The organism is Streptomyces sp. PTY087I2 (assembly GCF_001687325.1).
In the GTDB taxonomy this organism is placed as follows: Bacteria; Actinomycetota; Actinomycetes; order Streptomycetales; family Streptomycetaceae; genus Streptomyces.
Map to the genome: position 1 here is coordinate 117,611 of NZ_LZRD01000002.1, position 17,942 is coordinate 135,552.

At 72.8% G+C, this 17,942-nt stretch carries 9 protein-coding genes and 1 tRNA gene; 2 read left to right on the forward strand and 8 right to left on the reverse strand.

The window, feature by feature from the left end; all coding sequences use genetic code 11:
- Window positions 1-130: 130 nt before the first annotated feature.
- A tRNA-Leu gene (locus A3Q37_RS02505) sits at window positions 131-215 on the forward strand.
- 28 nt (window positions 216-243) lie between these two features.
- Here the strand turns inward: A3Q37_RS02505 and A3Q37_RS02510 are convergent.
- The 8 genes from A3Q37_RS02510 to A3Q37_RS02545 all read right to left on the reverse strand — a co-directional run bounded on the left by A3Q37_RS02510 (window position 244) and on the right by A3Q37_RS02545 (window position 16,913).
- Window positions 244-1,311 (reverse strand): ketoacyl-ACP synthase III family protein, encoded by a 1,068-nt coding sequence (locus tag A3Q37_RS02510; RefSeq protein WP_065476938.1) that lies wholly within the window; start codon window positions 1,309-1,311, stop codon window positions 244-246.
- Window positions 1,312-1,414: 103 nt separating this feature from the next.
- Window positions 1,415-3,244, reverse strand: coding sequence for a non-ribosomal peptide synthetase (locus A3Q37_RS02515; RefSeq protein ID WP_065476940.1), 1,830 nt, complete (start codon window positions 3,242-3,244; stop codon window positions 1,415-1,417).
- 33 nt (window positions 3,245-3,277) lie between these two features.
- Window positions 3,278-4,000 (reverse strand): thioesterase II family protein, encoded by a 723-nt coding sequence (locus A3Q37_RS02520; protein ID WP_065476943.1) that lies wholly within the window; start codon window positions 3,998-4,000, stop codon window positions 3,278-3,280.
- Window positions 3,997-5,268, reverse strand: a complete 1,272-nt coding sequence (locus tag A3Q37_RS02525; RefSeq protein WP_065476945.1) for a cytochrome P450 — start codon at window positions 5,266-5,268, stop codon at window positions 3,997-3,999. Before A3Q37_RS02525 ends, A3Q37_RS02520 begins: the two co-directional genes overlap by 4 nt.
- Before the next feature lie 15 nt (window positions 5,269-5,283).
- Window positions 5,284-7,617, reverse strand: a complete 2,334-nt coding sequence (locus A3Q37_RS02530; protein WP_255311712.1) for a non-ribosomal peptide synthetase — start codon at window positions 7,615-7,617, stop codon at window positions 5,284-5,286.
- The gene (locus A3Q37_RS02535; RefSeq protein ID WP_065476948.1) at window positions 7,614-12,182 is read right to left on the reverse strand and encodes a condensation domain-containing protein; all 4,569 of its coding nucleotides are present in this window, start codon (window positions 12,180-12,182) and stop codon (window positions 7,614-7,616) included. Before A3Q37_RS02535 ends, A3Q37_RS02530 begins: the two co-directional genes overlap by 4 nt.
- Window positions 12,183-12,267: 85 nt before the next feature.
- A complete protein-coding gene (gene glyA, locus A3Q37_RS02540; RefSeq protein ID WP_065476950.1) occupies window positions 12,268-13,644 on the reverse strand; it encodes a serine hydroxymethyltransferase in 1,377 nt (458 codons plus the stop codon).
- Entirely contained in the window at window positions 13,644-16,913 is a 3,270-nt protein-coding gene (locus A3Q37_RS02545) for a non-ribosomal peptide synthetase (protein ID WP_176711327.1), read from the reverse strand. Before A3Q37_RS02545 ends, glyA begins: the two co-directional genes overlap by 1 nt.
- Before the next feature lie 275 nt (window positions 16,914-17,188).
- Here A3Q37_RS02545 and A3Q37_RS02550 point away from each other — a divergent pair, with 275 nt between their 5' ends.
- A complete protein-coding gene (locus A3Q37_RS02550) occupies window positions 17,189-17,923 on the forward strand; it encodes a hypothetical protein (protein ID WP_065476954.1) in 735 nt (244 codons plus the stop codon).
- The last annotated feature ends 19 nt before the right edge of the window (window positions 17,924-17,942 follow it).

Below are 17,942 nucleotides of genomic sequence, written 5' to 3' on the forward strand. Positions count from 1 at the left end.
ACTCGTACCGGCACGCCGCACCCCACTGACCACCGGGTATGCCCCCGATATGCAGGTGAAACGCACTCCGAACCCCTGGTATTGTTTTCCATGTCGCCGCGGGGAACACACCGCGAACGACAGACACCTTGTCCGGGTGGCGGAATGGCAGACGCGCTAGCTTGAGGTGCTAGTGCCCTTTATCGGGCGTGGGGGTTCAAGTCCCCCCTCGGACACCGAGGTCGAACGACCGAAAGAAGCCGGTCAGAGCGGAATATCACCGCTCTGACCGGCTTCTTTGTGTCGGCCCACGGAATCGGTGATCTCCAGGACCGCGCTGGAGCAGCTGTACCCCGTGCCGCCGCCCACGAGGAGCACTCTGTCCCCCGCCCCCACCCGGCCCGAGCGCGCCAGGTGGTCGAGGCCCGCGAAATGGTCGCCCGCGCCCAGATGGCCCACTGTGCTGCTCAGCTCCCAGTTGGAGATCTTCTCCGGGACGCCGAGCTGGAGCTCCAGCTGCCAGCGCATCCGCGACCGCCCGGTGGAGACGAGGACCACCCGGTCGACGTCGGACATGGTGATGTCCGCGTCGGTCAGCGCGCGGCGGACGGACGCGTCGGCGATCTCCGCCATGCGCTGCGCGGTCTGGCGCATGTTCCCGGGAGCCCGTGCGTAGGCGTCCGCGGCGGCGGAGAGGTCGAGCGGGGTCTTGACGGCCCCGGGATCGTCGGCGAGCCGCGCGGCCCGGGAGATCGACTCCAGGGAGTTGTCGACGTGGGTCGCCGTCGACAGCAACCGCGCGAAGCCCCCGGTGGCGGAGAGCACCAGCGCCGTCCCGCCGTCCCCGTACACGAGACCGCGTTCGCAGCGCCACCGGTCGAAGGAGGGGCCGGTGAACCGGTCGGCAGTGGTCAGCAGCGCCGCGTCAGCGGTTCCGAGGCGGCCGGCGGCCAGCTCGATCGCGGCTATACCCGCGTTGCAGGACTGCTGAAGACCGAAGGCCGGAACACCCGGAAACCCCGCGCGATCCGCTATGTAGGAGGCCGGCGCCCACAACTCGGCTCCCTGGAACCACAGATGGCTGTGGAACACCGCGGAGACCCTCGTCGCCGCCTCCCCGGCCCGGTCCAGCGCGGCGCGGGCGGCGCGGACCGCCATATCCGGTGCGCTGAGGGCCCCACCCGGCTCGGCGTCGGCGGCCGTGACCGAGACGATCCTGTTGGCCGCGTGTTCCTCCGCGTCGTACAGGCCGGACTTCACCGCTTCCTCGGCGGAGAGGCGAGCGGGCAACCAGACACCCGTCGCGGCGATGTGCACCTGATCCCAACGCATCAAGCCCCCCTGTCCGGCCCCTCCGGTCGCGCCCGGGGCCGCGGTTTTCGGGGGACCCTATCACCGGGATTCCGCGGTCCGGCAGCCGTAGTCCGGGCGTGGATCAGACAGTTTTCTCCATCTCTCCCGCCTCCTCCACGTACGCGGCGATGGCGGCGATGGTCGGCCGCCCGAGGAGCAGTCCGAGCGGGGGGACCGTACCGAACTCGTCGCGGACACGTTCGGCGAGCCGCGCCATCACCAGAGAGTGGGCCCCGCGGTCGAAGAGGTCGTCGTCCCGCCCGATCGGGACCTCCGGGACGAGCGTGGAGACGATGCCGGCGACGCGCCGTTCGGCGTCGGTGCGCGGCGGCTCGGGAGCGTCCCGCGCCGGGTCGGGCGGACTCTGCCCGGGACGGGGCAGCGCGTGACGGTCGACCTTTCCGTTGGGCGTGAGCGGCAGCGCGTCCACGATCGTGATGAGCGAGGGCACGGCGTAGGCGGGCAGCCATGAGCGCAGGGCCTCACGCAGCTCCCCGGCCACCCCCTCGTCCCGGTCGGTCTCCACGAACGCGCCGAGCCGGGCCCCCGCCCCCTCGCCGTCCATGACCACCACGGCCCGGCGCACCCGCGGGTCGCGTTCCAGCGCCGTCTCGACCTCGCCCGGTTCGATGCGGTGCCCGTGCAGCTTGACCTGGTTGTCGGCGCGTCCGACGAAGGCGATCAGGCCGTCGGTACGCCGGCGCACCAGGTCACCCGTGCGGTACATACGGGACCCGGGACGCGCGGTGAACGGATCCGGCACGAAGCGTTCGGCGGTCTGCGCGGGCCGGCGCAGATAGCCCTGGGTCACGCCGTCGCCGCCGATGTAGAGCTCACCCGTCGTCCCCACCGGTACGGGACGCAGAGCGGCGTCCAGGACGTGCAGCTGCGTATTGGCCAGCGGAGCGCCCAGGGGTACGTCGTCGAGGGCGTCCTCGACCCGGGTGCTCACCGACCACACGGTGGTCTCCGTCGGCCCGTACAGGTTCCACAGGCGGGCTCCCCGGGCGGGCAGGGCGCGGGTCAGCGACGCCGGCATCCGTTCGCCCCCGCACAGCGCGGTCAGCCCCGGGGTGCCGGCCCAGCCGGCGTCGAGCAGCAACTGCCAGCTCACCGGTGTGGCCTGGAGATGGGTGATGCCGGGGCTCTCCAGACACGCACGCAGGCGGTGGCCGGAGCGCGCGGTCTCCTCGTCGGCGAGATGGATCGTCGCGCCCCGGGCCAGCGGCAGGTAGTACTCGGGGACCACCATGTCGAACGACGGTGTGGTCACGGACAGCCAGCCGTCACCGGGGCCGAGCGGGAAGTCGCGCCCGAGCGCGGTGAGCAGGTTGGTGAGGGCCCGGTGCGGTACGACGACGCCCTTGGGCGTGCCCGTGGACCCCGAGGTGTAGATCACGTAGGCCGGGTGGTCCGGTCCCGGCCGTACGGCGGGAGGTTTCCGCGCCTCACTGCCGTCGGGCCGGACGACCACGGCGTGATCGACCCGGCCGTCGGTGAGTACGGCGGCGGACCCGGAGTCCTTCAGCAGAAAGGCCAGCCGTTCGGCGGGCAGCGCCGGGTCGAGGGGGACATAGGCCGCGCCCGCCTTCATGACGCCGATCAGTGCGGCGAGCAGGGCCGGCGTACGCGGCAGCAGCACGGCCACACGACGGCCGGGGCCGATCCCCCGGTCGTGCAGCCGGTGGGCGATCGCGTTGGCCGTGCGGTCGAGACGGGCGTAGTCGAGCGATCCGGCTCCCCGGCAGGCCGTGGTCCCGGCCCCGCCTCCGGCCGCGATCACCGCAGGGCCCGCGGGGGTGCGGAGCACGGCCTCCTCGAACCGGTCGAGGAAGCCCTTCGCCGCGTCGTACGGCACGTCGGTGGCGTTCCACTCCTGTGCGGTCGGCCGTCCCTCACTTCGCGCGTTCATACCTTTGCCCTCCTCGTCACGCGGTCCGCCGCGTCAGCCGGTCAGGTCCGTCACGAAGGCGTCGAGCAGGTCGTCGGGCGCGTCCATGAACCGGTAGTGCGGGCCGTGCAGCAGCCGGAACGTGGTCTCCCCGCACTCCGCCCAGCTGTCCATCAGCCGATGGTCGACCTCGGCGTCCTCGTCCCAGCCGAGCGCCGTGATCGGGACGGGGAGGCGCACCGGCTCCGCGGGGTGGTAGCGCTTGTTGGTCTCCACATCGCCGCGCAGGACCTCCAGGCTCAGCTCGACCAGATCAGGCCGGGGCGTGCCGCCGAGTTCCACGATCAAGGTGCGTACCTCGTCGGTGAGTTCCGCGTCCGACATCCGCAGGAACCGGCCGTGCGGACCCTTGTGCGGGGCGATCTGCGAGGAGACGAAGAGACGGGCCGGCACCGGGCCTCCGCGTTCGTGCAGCCGGACGGCCGTCTCGTACCCCGGAAGCGCCGAACCGCAGTGGCCGAAGAGCCCGAACGGGCGGTCCAGATACGGCAGGAGCGCGTCGGCGAGTTCGTCGGCCAGTTGCTCGTACGTCGTGAAGGACGGCTCGCGGAATCGGTTCTCCCGGCCGGGCAGCTGTACGGGAACGATCTCCATGTCGCCGACGAACCGCGGCCACTTGCGGTACATGCTGGCGCCGCAACCGGAGTAGGGCAGGCAGAACAGACGGGTGGCGCTCTCGGCGGAGGGCTCGCGGAGGAACCAGCGGGCGGCGCTCATGCGACGAGCTGCCCGAGCCGGCCGGCGGCGTCGCCGCGCAGCTGCGCCACCATCGGCAAGTGCTTGATGCCGGCGACGAAGTTCGAGTGCAGATGCTCGATCTCGCCCGCGAGCTCGAACGACTCGAAGGTCTGGAAGAGCTCCGTGAAGAGGATCTTCAGGCTCATCCGGGCCACGGTGTGGCCCACGCAGTAGTGCGGGCCGCTGCCGAACGCCACATGCCGGTTGGGTTTGCGCCGGATGTCGAAGGTGAACGGGTCGGCGAAGGCCTCGGCATCCCGGTTGGCCGCGCCCAGCCAGACCACGACCGCGTCGCCCGCGCGGATCTTCCTGCCCCGCAGCTCGACGTCCCGCAGGGCGTAGCGCATGAAGTGATTGGCGGGGGAGGACCAGCGCAGTGCCTCGTCCAGCCCGGTGTTCAGCAGCTTCGGATCCGTACGCCACGCGTCCCAGACGCCGGTGCCCACGATCTCGGCCATCGCACCGGTCGGCACGAACGGCGTGGTGACGTTCGCCCCGAGGATCAGGCTGTAGCAGTTCGACAGGATGGCGCCGGTCTCCAGCCGACGCCCGTCGATCTCCATTTCCAGCAGCAGGCTGACGAGGTCGTCGCCGAGGTTGTTGCGCCGCTCGCGCAACAGGTCGTGGAAGTACGCGAACAGCTCGCGGTGAGCGGCTTGCAGCGTCTCGTTGACCCCGTCCGGGCCCGCGAACTCGGGGTCCTCCGGGGCGATCGACATCGTCGTCAGCCGGGTGAGGCGCGGCCAGTCCTCGCGCGGCAGACCCATCATGGTGCCGGCCGTCGCCATCGGCAGGGCCATCATCGCCTCGGCGAAGTCGAACCGCTCCGCCCCGAGCGCGGGCGCCAGCAGAGCGCGTACCTCCGCGGTGACCGCGTCGCTGTACTTCTCCACCCGCTTGTTGGTCAGGGCATGCTGCATCGGGCCCCGCATCCTGGTGTGCCTCGGCGGGTCGGTCGCGGCCATCTGCCGTCCCCTGGCCGGGTCGTCCTTGCCCAGCAGGAAGAGCATGGTGCCGCGCTGGGAGGTGAACAGGGTGTGGTCGCGCAGCACGAGGTCGGCGTCCTCGAACTTGGTGACCGACCAGAACCCCAGCGTGTCGTCGACCCGCTGCCAGTGCACCGGGGCGTGCTCCCGCATGACGTCCCAGATGGCATGCGGGTCACCGTGCGCGTACAGCGAGGAGTCGGTCAGGTCGACCGAGTCCAGATCGAACCCGTCCGGGAGCGGGGACTTGTTGAGCCTCATCTGATGTCTCCTGTATCAGGGGGCGGAAACGGAAGGAGCGGGTGCCGGGGCCTGTTGCTCCCGGAGCTCCTCGGCGAGCTCGGCCACCGTGGGCCGCAGATAGAGCGTCCGTGCGGGGAGGTCCACGGAGAACCGCTCCTGGAGACGGGTGAGCAGATCGGCGGCGATCAGGGAGTGACCGCCCAGTTCGAAGAAGTCGTCGTCCACGCCCACCGGTTCGACGCTCAGCAGGTCGGCCCACTCCTCGGCCACCGCCGCCTCGGTCGGGGTCCTGGGCGCGGTGTACTCCGCCACGAGAGTGCGCGGTGCCCGGCGGGCCGCGGGCAGCGCGGCCCGGTCCACCTTGCCGTTGCGGTTCAACGGCAGCTCGGGCAGCGGGAGAACAGCCCAGGGCACCAGGTAGCCGGGCACCTCCCCGCGCAGCCACTCCCGCAGCCGCCGGCCCAGCTCCGCGGGGCTGTCGTCCCCGGGCCGTACGGCGGTGACGTACGCCAGCAGCCGTTTGCCGCCGGAGCCGTCGTCCTGGCCGATCACGACGGCCTGGCGCACGTCCTCGTGGCTGTCGAGCAGCGTCTCGATCTCACCGGGCTCGACCCGGTAGCCCCGCACCTTGAGCTGACGGTCGGCGCGCCCCAGGAACTCCAGCGTTCCGTCGGCCAGGCGCCGGACCAGGTCTCCGGTCCGGTAGAGCCGGGCACCCGGCACCGGGGCGAACGGGTCCGGCACGAAGCGCTCGGCGGTGGCGGCCGGACGTCCGAGGTACCCGCGCGCCAGGCCGTCGCCGCCCGCGTACAGCTCACCGGGCACACCGACCGGTACGGGGTTCAGCTCCGGGTCGAGGACCAGGACCCGGGTACCGCTGATCGGCCGGCCCAGCGGGACCGTGTTGCCCGCGGCCGGTTCGCGGGAGGTCCAGCACGTGGTGAACGTGGTGTTCTCCGTGGGGCCGTAGCCGTTGGTGAACAGCAGATGCGGATGGGTGCCGAGAAGACGGCGGACATGACCGGCCGAGATCACATCGCCACCGGCCAGCACATGGCGCAACCCCGCGAACGCGCCCAGCTGCCGGCCGACCATCCGGTGGAAGAGCCCGGCGGTCATCCAGGCGACGGTCACCCCCTCGTCGACCAGCGTGGCGGCGAGAGCCTCGACGGAGAGCCGGCCGGGGGGATGGACCACCAGTCGGGCGCCGTTGACGAGAGGGGCCCACACTTCGAGGGTCGAGGCGTCGAACGCCATCGGCGCGAGGTGCACAAAGGTGTCCGTCGGGCGGAACTCGGCCCAGTCCGGCTCCACGACCAGCCGCGCCACCGCGGTGTGCGGGACGCAGATCGGCTTGGGCTCGCCGGTCGAGCCCGAGGTGAAACCGACGTACGCGGCAGCGGCGGGCGGCACTCGCACACAGACCGGCGGCCCCGCCTCGTGTTCCCCGTCGGTGGGGGAGAGCGGCAGGACCGTCACATCGAGACCCGGGGAAACGGCCGAGCCGTCCGCCGCGAGCACCAGACGGGCTCCCGCCGCGGTGAGCTGCGCACGGAGTCGCGGGGCGGGGAGATCGGGCTCGAACGCGGCATAGGCCGCACCGGTCTTGAGGACGGCCAGCAGTGCCACGACCAGCCGCAGCGACCGTTCGGCGACGATGCCGACCACCTGGTCGGGGCCCGCCCCCGCCAGGCGCAGCCGTGCGGCCAGCGCGTCGGCCGCACGGACCAGCCCCCGATACGTGAGCGACGCGTCGCCGCAGGTGACCGCCACCGCGTCCGGGCTGCTCTCCGCCCGCTCCTGGACCAGGACGTGCACCGGCCGGGGAGCGACCGGTGCGACGCCGGAACCGGCGAGGGACATGACCTCGGCCAGCTCATCGGGGGGCAGCAGCGGCAGTACGGACACCGCGACGTCCTTCGGCCCTCGCCCGGCCAGGAGCGCCTGGTGCAGCTGCCCCTCCAGATGCGCGGCCTCCCGCGCCGACAGCGCACCGGGGCCGGAGCCCGGCAGCACGGCCACCCTGTCGGGGCGGGCCACGACCGTCAGGCCACGGGCGGGAAGCCGCGGTTCGACCGCCCACTCCAGCCGGGCGTCCGCGAGGCCGCCCGGGCCCGTGTCCTCATCGTCGGCGTCCACCAGGCCGAGGAGGGCTTCCCCGGCATCGGCGGTCAGCGCGTGCAGGCCCGTGTTCTCCGTGACCTCGACCGTCACCCCGCCTTCACCGTCGGCATCCCGGTACACCACGCGTACCGTCTCCTGGAGCGTGCGGCGGTGCAGTACGGCGGCCAGCGCGGCGAGCACCGGAGCGGGGGACAGCTCGGCGGCGGACTTCACCATCGGCTGCGGTTCGGGCTGCGGTGTCACGGGGTCTCCTTCGAGCGGGCGGGCTCCGCCGGGCGGGGCCGGCGCAGGGCGGACCGGTCGATGCGCCGGATCGCCGGCACGGCCGCGGCCCGGGGCTTGGCCAGCAGTTCGTCCACGTAACGGGCGACCGCCGAGATGGTCGGGGACTCGAACAGCAGACTCAGCGGCACATTGAGTTCGTACTGCTGGCGAACGCGGTCCATGACCTCGGAGCCGAGCAGGGAGTGTCCGCCCAGCGCGAAGAAGTCGTCGTGCACACCGACCCGGTCGCGCCCGAGAGCCTCGGTCCAGATGGCGGCCACCGCGATCTCGGTCGGCGTGCTCGGCGCCTGGTGCTGCTGTGCCGCGTCGGCCGACGGGTCCGGGCCGGGCAGCGCGTCACGACGCACCACCCCGGTCCGGTCGGCGGCGAAGCCGGGCACGACGACGATGTGGGACGGCACCGCGGGGGCGGGCAGCCGGTCCTGCAAGCGCTGGTGCAGCCGGGCCACGACCCGGCGGCCGCGGGCGACCGACCGCGGATCGTTCACCACCGGGCTGTGTCCCTGTTCCTCGCCGCTGTCGCCCGGGCGCCTGCCGAAGCCGGGCAGCGGCGCCTCGGCCCGTTCGGTGCCCTCCTCCGCCTCGGGCCGCTCGGCGGGTGTGCCGAGCAGCAGACGCAGGGACCCGGGCGCCGGGCCGTACTGGACGAGCGCCGTGTACCCGGCGGCCTCGGCCGCCGTGGTCACAGCGGCGGGGTCGACGGGGCCGCCCGGCGCTGCGGGGCGGGGAGCGAGGGCCGACGTCACATCGGCGACGGTGGCCGGACCTCTCCCGGCGAGTGCCAGGGCCGCGAGCCGCCCGTGCACGCGGGCGTCGGGTACCGAGGTCACGAGGAGCCTCTCGGGAGAGTGTCCCTCCAGATACCGGGTGAGGGCCTCGGCGGTCAGGCCGTCCGACACCCAGTCGAGGGTGTCCGTCGGCGTGCCGTCGGCGACTGGCGCACCGGCCCGCAGGACCACGTCGTAGCAGTAGGCGCTCAGCTCGTTGCGGTGCCGTCCCGTCCGCGGCAGCACATACACCTCGGCCAGCCCGTCCAGACGCCTCGCCAGCCCGGTGAAGTACTCCGGGTCCAGCAGCAGTTCCTCCTCCTGGCCGACCCGGGCGGCCAGCGCGCGGCGCAGTTGCCGGGCGTCCGCACCCGGATCCAGCGCCTCCAGCCGCCCCGGCAGATGCAGCGCCTCGGCCAGCGGCAGACTGCGTACGGACGCCAGGTAGACGTGGCCGCCCGGACGCAGCACCCGCAGCGCGCCGGACAGGACTCTCTCCAGATAGGCCGCGTTGGGGAAGTACTGGGTGACCGCGTTGAGGACGACCGTGTCGAATCCGCGCTCCGGCAGCCCGTCGAAGTCGTCCGCCGCCCGTTGCAGGAGCGTGACGTCCTCCGCCTTGGTCGCCAGCCAGTCCTGGTGCTCGCGGATGTGGCGCAGCGCGACCGCCGAGAGGTCCGTGGCGGTGTACGTGGCACAGCGCGGCGCCAGCCGGAACAGCAGGGCGCCGGTACGGCAGCCGATCTCCAGCACGTCGGACGGCCCGAGCGAGCGCACCCGGCGGAACGTGGTGTCGGCCCACTCCCGCATCTCGGCGCCCGTGAGGTACTCACCGGTGTGCGGGCTGTTCCAGCCCGCGATGCCGAGGGCCGGGTCGTCCTCGGCGGCCCGCGCCCCGTAGGTCTCCTCGAACGCCGCTCGCAGCTCCTTCTCGCCGCAGCCGTCGTCCGGGGCCAGCGCCACGTGCGCCACCAGCTCCGGATCCGTGTCACCTCCGGCGTGGACGCCGACCAGGGCGCGCTCGACATCGCGGGTGGCGTGCAGGACGGACTCGACATCGGTGGGCTCGACCTGGTGGCCGCGGATCCTGATGCCGCTGCCCAGCGTCTCCACGGACCCGTCGGGCAGGACCCGGGCGCGCAGTCCGGTGCGCAGCAGCTCGCGCCCCGCCGTGAGGGGGTCCTTCACCAGCAGACGGTTCAGCTCCTGGGGCCGGCCCAGGACCCCGGCGGGCAGGGGGATTCCGCCGACGCACAGCTCTCCGGGTACGGAACCGGGAACCGGCAGTCCCGCCCCGTCCAGCACCCACAGCCCCGCCCCGGGTGCGGGGGCGCCGAGCGGTGACAGCGCGCCGGGCTCCACGGTGTCACCGACCGCCTGGACGATCACGTCCAGCGCCAGGTGCGCGGGCCCGGAACGCAGGTGGAGTTCACTCTCCGGGGCGGCGGCCCGCAGCCGCGCGACCAGCGCGGGCCAGGGCCGTTCCCCCGCGCAGACCACCCGCCGCAGCGCGGGCAGCTCAGGGGCCGTGCCGAGCAGCTCGTGCAGCGTCGAAGGGGTGCAGCCGAGCACGGCGACCGGCACGCTCCGCACCGTCGCGGCGAGCGCCTCGGGCGTCCCGTCCACGGGCAGGACCAGGGGAACCCCCGCGACCAGCGGCCACAGAAGCTCCCACGGCCCCAGGTCGAACCCGCGGGGAACCGTCAGGACCCCCTGGCCCGTACCGGTGTCCGCGTCCGGATGCAGCGCGGCGGCCGACAGCAGCCGATGGGCGACTCCCGCATGCGTGTTGACGGTGCCCCTCGCCGACCCGTCCACGACCTCCGGGTAGTTCACGAACGCACCCTGTCCGGGCTCGGGCACGACCGCGGGCCGGTCCGCGGGCCACCGGGACAGATCGGTGGCCATGTCGAACGGCAGCACCATCGGGTCGAGGCCGTCCGGGCCCGGGCCGTCGGTCAGCACCACGGCCGCCGAGCAGTCCAGCAGTACCTCGTTGAGGTCCCCGACCGGGGCCGCCGGGTCGAGAGGAACCGCCAGGGCCCCGGCCTTGAGCACACCGAGGAGGGCGACGACCAGCCGGGGCGAGGGCGGCAGACACACGGCGACGGGCTGCCCGGCCGCCACCCCCAGCTCGCCCAGCCGCCACGACAGCCGGTTGGCCGCGGCGTCGAGCTCGGCACGGCCCAGGGCCTCGTCGCCGCATCGTACGGCCGTGGCCTCGGGACGTTCCCGCACCCACCGCTCGACCAGGGCGTTCACCGTGGTGGCGGGGGACGGAGCCGCCGGTCCCGAGACCTCGTCCAGCCGGGCGAGTTCACCGCGGCCCACGACGGGAAGCTCGCACACCGGGACGTCCGGAGCCTCGCAGACGGCGTCGATCACCGTGGTCAGCGAGTCCAGCATGCGGCGCACGATGTCCTCGGTGAAGACATCGGTCGAGAAGTAGACCGTGCCGCGGACACCGCCGTCGTCGTCCGGCTCCAGGTCCACCTCCAGGTCGAACCGGGCCGTGTTCGTGCTGAGCGGCTCGATGGCGCAGGTGAGGTCGCCCAGTCGCGCACTCCAGCGGGGCGAGTTGTCGAAGCCCATCTGATGCCGCACCAGCGGCACCCGGGCCCGGTTGTCCCGCTCGGGCGTGATGGCCTCGACGATCCGCTCGAAGGGCACGTCCTGGTTCTCGTACGCCCCCAGGCTCACCTCCCGCGCCTGCCGCAGCAGTTCGCGGTACGACGGCGAGCCGGAGGTGTCCATGCGGAGCACCAGCTCGTTGACGAAGCAGCCCGTGAGGTGTTCGAGCTCCGCCCGGCGGCGGCCCGCGACGGCCGAGCCGATGATGATGTCGTCCTGTCCGCTCCACCGCGACAGGACCAGCGACTGGGCGGCGAGCAGCGCCATGAACGGTGTGGCCCGCTCCGCCTCCGCCAGCGCGGTGAGGCGACGGACCACCTCGGGCTCCAGGCGGTATCTGATCGATCCGCCCTGCCAGGTCAGCGCGGCGGAGCGCGGCAGCCCGGTGGCGACGTCCACGAGACGGGTGTCCGCCAGGCGTTCGCGCCAGTGGTCGAGCTGGCCACGGACCTCCGGCCCGTCGAGCCATTCGCGCTGCCACACGGCGAAGTCGCCGTACTGCACGGTGAGGTCGGGCAGTCGCGGTTCGCGGCCCTCGACGCGGGCCGAATAGCGTTCGCCCAGCTCCCGGATGAGGACATTCATGGCCCAGCCGTCGGTGGCGATGTGGTGCTGCACCATCAGCAGCAGATGCTCGTCGTCGGCGAGCCGCAGCAGCGTGGGCCGCAGCATCAGATCGTGTTCGAGGTCGAAGGGCCGGCCGGTCTCCTCGGCGCAGCGCCGCCGGGCGGCCTCCTCCCGCGCCTCTTCCGGCAACGAGCCGAGATCGACCAGCGCGAGATCGAGCCCCGTGTACGGATGGACGCACTGCACGGGCGCGCCGTCCACCTGGTGGTAGGTCGAGCGCAGCACCTCGTGCCGCTCGACGATCTCGCCGAGGCACCGCCGCAGGAGATCCGGGTCCAGGCGGCCGCGCAGCCGGGCGGCGCCCGCCACGTTGTAGAAGATGCTCTGGGCTTCCATCCGGCTGAAGAACCAGATGCGCTGCTGGGCGGGGGACAGGGGCATGGCCCGGCGGTCGCCGTCGTGGCGTGCGATGCGTCCGGTGGACGTGGCGGCGGTGTGTCGCGCGACCAACCGGTCGAGCAGTTCCCGCTGTTCGGCTGTGAGTGGGGCCGGTCGCATGCGCGCCTCGCCTTCGGTGGCTGGTCGTCGGTGCTGGTCGTGGTGGCAGTCCGGGGGAGGGGACCGACGGCGCCACCCCCGGGGATCACACGGTCGCGGTGGCCCGGCCGGTCCCGGGCGCCGTCAGAGGCAGGGGGTGTTCGGGCAGCGGGAAGCGGCGGCACAGATCCGCCACCCGGGCGGCCACCTCGGCCCGTACGACCGGATCGAGGTGGTGGTGGCGAGGACCGTCCGGCCGGACGGCCTTCAGGACCGTGTCGAGGAGATCCGCGCACTCGGCCATCTCGGCCACCCCCATCCCGCGCAGCGCGAGCACGTTGGTTCCCAGGCGTACGCCGCTGGTGACACGCGGTCCGTGGGGATCGCCGGGGATGCTGTTCTTGTTGACGACGATTCCGCAGCTCTCCAGGGCGTGTTCGGCGATGCGCCCGGTCAGACCGCGGGCCCCGACGTCCAGCAGGACCATGTGGGTGTCGGTACCGCCGGTCAGCACGCGGTGGCCCCGGTCGTCCAGCTCACCGGCGAGGGCGCGGGCGGCGGCGACGATGCGACGGCCGCGCTCCCGGAACTGCGCGGTGCCGAGCTCGGCGAACGCCCGGGCCTTCGCGGCGATCGTGTTGAGCCTCGGAGTGCCCTGGAGGGCGGGGAAGACCCCGTCCTCCAGCGTGGCTCGGAGCGTCCGGCCCGAGGCGGTGCGCGTCTCCGCGTCCCGGCCCAGCAGGATCAGTCCGCCACGCGGGCCGTACAACTGCTTGTACGTGCTGGTGGTCGTCACATGGGCCACGTCGACCGGACTGGGATGGACGCCGGCGGCGACCAGGCCCGCGATGTGCGAGATGTCGGCCACCAGATACGCGCCGACCTCGTCGGCCACTTCGCGGAAGCGCCGGAAGTCGATGGTCCTCGGATACGCGCTCGCCCCGCAGAAGATGAGCCTCGGCCGGTGCCGGCGGGCCAGCTCCGCCACGGACGCGTGGTCGATCAGCCCGTTCTCGTCCAGACCGTAGCGCACCGGCGTGAAGAAGCGGCCCGACACCGAGGCGGAGGCCCCGTGCGTGAGGTGGCCCCCGGCCTTGAGGTCCATGCCGAGCACGGTGTCCCCGGGGCCCAGCAACGAGCACAGCACCACCTGGTTGGCGGTGGAACCGGAGTGCGGCTGGACATTGGCGTGCGCGGCGCCGAAGGCCTCCCTCGCCCGGCGCACGGCGAGCCGCTCCACCTCGTCGACGAGTTCGCAGCCCGCGTGATACCGGTCTCCCGGGTATCCCTCGGTGGTCACATTGCCGGTGGCACTCGCCTCGCACACCAGGACGGAGGGGTCGGCCGTGCTGGCCGCCGCGACCATCGCGAGCGTCTCGTGCTGGCGGACCTGCTCCCGGTGCAGCAGCCCGTACAACTCCTCGTCACGGGCCTGGAGCCGATCGGCGCCGTGGGCGAGGGTCTGGTGCAGGATGCCCGCCATCAGGGGGTCTCCTCAAGGCTGTCCAGCATGACCTGGGTCTGTGCGCCGTCCAGGGACCGCACGTGCAGATAGATCTCCGCGAGAGCCTGCGCGTCGGCGCCGGCCGCCCGGGCGGTGCTCTCGGCCACGGCAGCCTGGCCGGCGATGGTCGGCGCCTCGAAGACATCGCGCAGCGACACGTCGATCCGCAGATGGTCACTGAGCGCGTACGCGATCTGGGTCACGCCCAGGGAGTTGCCGCCGAGCGCGAAGAAGTCGTCGTGGACACCGGCCTGTTCGATCCGCAGCACATCGGCCCAGATGTCCGCGAGCGCGTGTTCCAGCGGGGTGGCGGGAGCCACGTACGGAGTGGACGTGCCCAGCCGCTCCGGACCGGGATCCGGAAGAGCCGAACGGTCGACCTTTCCGTTGGCCGACAGCGGCAGGGCGTCGAGCCGCACGAAGGCATCGGGAATCATATGGTCCGGAAGCACGGCAGTGAGGTGCGTCCGCAGCTCCCCGGCACCGGGAACGGCCTGGCCCGCGGGCACCACGTACGCGGTCAGCCCCACCCCGTGCCCGTCGTCGTTCGTCCGGACGACGGTCACCGTATCGGCGAGGCCCGGATGCCGGCCCAGGGCCGCGTCCACCTCACCGAGCTCGATCCGGAAGCCCCGCACCTTCACCTGGTGGTCGAGCCGCCCGATGAGGTGGATCGTGCCGTCCTCCGCGTAGCGGGCCAGATCGCCGGTCCGGTACAGCCTGGCCCCCGCCGGAACCGAGGGGAAGGCTCCCGCGTACGGGTGCGGCACGAAGCGCTCCGCCGTCAGCGCCGGACGCCCCAGGTACCCTCGCGACAAGCCCGTTCCGGCCAGGCACAGTTCACCCGCGACCCCGACGGGAACCGGTTCCCCGCGCTTGTCGACGATCAGCGCCTGCTGGTTGTCCATGGGACGCCCGTACGGGATGCGCACCCAGTCGGGGCCGGTCCGCGTGACCCGCTGGACGATGGAGTGGATCGACGCCTCGGTGGCGCCGCCCATCACGATGACGTCGAGCTCCGGGAACAGGGCACGGGCCCGGTCCGGCAAGGACACCGGTACCCAGTCACCGCCGAGGAACGCGGTGCGCAGGGAGGGCACGGCCGGGCGCGCGGAGCCGTAGGACTCCACCAGGGACTCCAGCAGGGCGGGCGCCGAATTCCACACGGTGACCGCGTGCCGCTCCACCAACTCCGCCCAGTGCCGCGGGTCCTTGGCCGATTCGGCGTCCGGCAGCACCGTGGTGCCGCCCGCCGCCTGCATACCGAGGAATTCGTACACCGACATGTCGAAGCTCTGCGACGACAGGGACAGCACGGAGTCGCCGGGACCGATCGACCGACGGCGGTTGAGGTCGGCGATGTTGTTGGCCGCGCCGCGGTGGGTGACCGCGATGCCTTTGGGCCGGCCGGTGGAGCCGGAGGTGTAGATGATGTACGCGAGATTGTCGGGCCGCGCCGCGGCGGTCCTTCCGTCCCCGGCCGGTCCGGCCTCCTCGTCCCAGTCGCCGGGCAGCAGCACGACCGGTGCCGGACCCGGCTCGCCGGTCCCGCCCGGGAACGCGTCCATGGGCAGCCCGGTCAGACGCTCCTCGTCCGTCAGCAGAACGGCGGGCCGGGCGTCGCGGAGCATGAACTCCAGCCGCTCCGCCGGATAACCGGCGTCCAGCGGCACATACGCACCACCCGCCTTGAGCGTGCCGAGAACCGCCACGGCCTCGGCCGCGGAACGCTCCAGGCACACGGCGACCGCGACATCCGGCCCGACACCCGCCGCGCGCAACCGCGCCGCCAGACGTTCCGCTCGTCCGTCCAGCTCTCCGTAGCTGAGGGAGCCCCCGGACCAGACGAGCGCCGGGGCGTCGGGACGCTCCCTCGCCCACCGCTCGAACAGTTCGTGCAGACACACCTCCGGAGCGGGCACCTCGGTGGCGTTCCACTCCACCACCGCGCGCTCCACCTCCGGCCGCGTCAGCCACGGAAGGGAGTCGAGCGGGCTGTCGGGATCGGCGGTCGCGGCGGTCAGCAGCACCTCGAAGTGCTCCCAGAGCCGGCGGATCGTCGACGCGTCGAAGAGGTCCGTCGCGTATTCGACGAACCCCGTGAAGACACCGTCCACCTGCCGGAGCTGGACATTCAGATCACACTGGGTGCCCTTGCGGTCGATACCGGTGGCGACGGCCTCCAGCCCCGGCAGATCGAGGGTGGGCTCGGGAGCGTTCTGCAACAGGAACAACACCTGCGCCAGCGGGTTGACGCTCAGATCACGCGGAATCCGCAGCTCCTCGACCAGCCGCTGGAAGGGCAGATCCTGGTTCTCCAGAGCGGCCAGCGTGGTGGCCCGGACCCGCCCCAGCAGTTCGGCGAAGGTGCCGGCACCGTCGAGCGAGGTGCGCAGCGGCACGGTGTTGATGAAGCAGCCGATGGTCCCCTCCGTCTCCGGGGCGCGGGTGCCGACGCCCGTGCTCACCACGATGTCCCGCTGGCCGGTGCTCCGCGCGAGCACCACCTTGAACGCGGCGAGCAGCGCCATGAACGGCGTACTGCCCCCGGCGCGCGCCATCTCCACCACGGCGCGGGACAGCTCGGGGGACAGGGCGACCGGCAGCTGGTGGCCGCGCAGGGTCTGCACCGCGGGGCGCGGCCGGTCCAGGGGGAGGTCGAGCAGATGGGGCGCGTCCTTGAGCCGCTCGCGCCAGTGGGCCAGCTGGGACTCCAGGCGCTCCGCGGACAGGTGCTCGGTCTCCCACACCGAGAAGTCCGGGTAGTGCACCTCCGGTTCCGGCAGGTCGTCCGGCGCCGCGGAGACCAGGGCCGCGTACAGGGCCCCCGTCTCCCGCAGGAGGATCCCGCACGACCACATGTCGGAGACCAGGTGGTGCACGCTGATGGCGAGCACATGGTCGTCGGCCGCCAGCCGCAGCAGCCGGGCCCGCAGCAGAGGCCCGTTCGCCAGATCGAAGGGGAGCGCCGCCTCGGCGGAGAGCGCCGCGTCCAGGTCCTCCCCGGTGACATCGGTCAGCGGCAGTCCGATGTCCACCCGCGCGTCGACGATCTGCACGGCCTTGCCGTCGACCTGTGCGAACCGGGTACGCAGCGCCTCGTGCCGGTCGGTCACCTTCCGGAGCGCCCCGAGCAGCGCCTCCCGGTCCAGCCGGCCCTTCAGACGGATGGCCAGGGGGATCGTGTAGGCGGTCGTGCCCGGCGTGAGCTGTTCGACGATCCACAGACGTTCCTGCGCGGAGGCCATGGGAAAGATCGTCGGCGGGGAATTCTGCATGGCCGTCTCCACACGTAGGCGTTGCGGTCTTGGTCGGCAGGCGGTCGAACACACTCCGGGACACGGTCCGGAACACCCGGTGGCGGGGACAGACTGGCAAGGAACGCGGGCTCGCGAACAGTCCGGGACTTTCCTGACGGGGCACTGCCGCCCGTCCCGCACCACGGCGGGCCGCCCGGTCCTAGGGTCGAGGGCCGAACCGCCCGCTTCCCGCCCCGTACCGTCGACGTTCCCCGGAGGCCCCCGTGCCGCCTGTACCAGGTCTTGCCATCGCCCGGCGCTTCAACGGGCCGCCCGGCAGTGCCAACGGCGGCTACGCCTGTGGTCGGCTGGCCGCGCTCGCCCGGGCGGCGGGGCAGCTGGACGGCTGTGCCGCGGTCACGCTGCACCTGCCGGTGCCGCTGGACTCTCCGTTGACGTATCAGGTCGCGGGGAGACGCGGGCACGCCTGGCACGGGGACGACCTCGTCGCCTCCGTGGCGGCTGCTGGCGCCCCCCTCGCGGCCCCACCACCGGTGGAGTGGGCGGAGGCCAGGGCGGCGGAGGAGGCATTCGACGCCACGGGGCATCCCTTCCCCGGCTGCTTCGTGTGCGGCACCGAACGCCCCCTGGACGGGCTGGGGCTTCGGCCGGGACCGGTCGTCGGCAGTCCCGGCACCGTGGCCTGCACCTGGAGCCCGGCCCCCGATCTGGCCGATGAGGAGGGCCGGATCCGCGCGGAGTTCGTCTGGAGCGCACTCGACTGCCCGGGCGGCTGGACGACGGATCCGGCGCGCAGGCCCCGTGTGCTCGGCCGGATGGCCGCCGCCGTCCGCGAACTCCCGCTGGCCGGGGTGCCGCTGGTCCTGGTGGGCCGGCTGGAGCGCCTGGACGGGCGTACGGCCACCATCGGCACCGCCCTGTACGGGAGGACGGACGGGCCCCCGCTCGCCGTGGCCGGTTCCGTATGGGTCGCACTCGACAGGGCGGCCCTGGGCTGAACGGGCCGGGGTGTCCGGG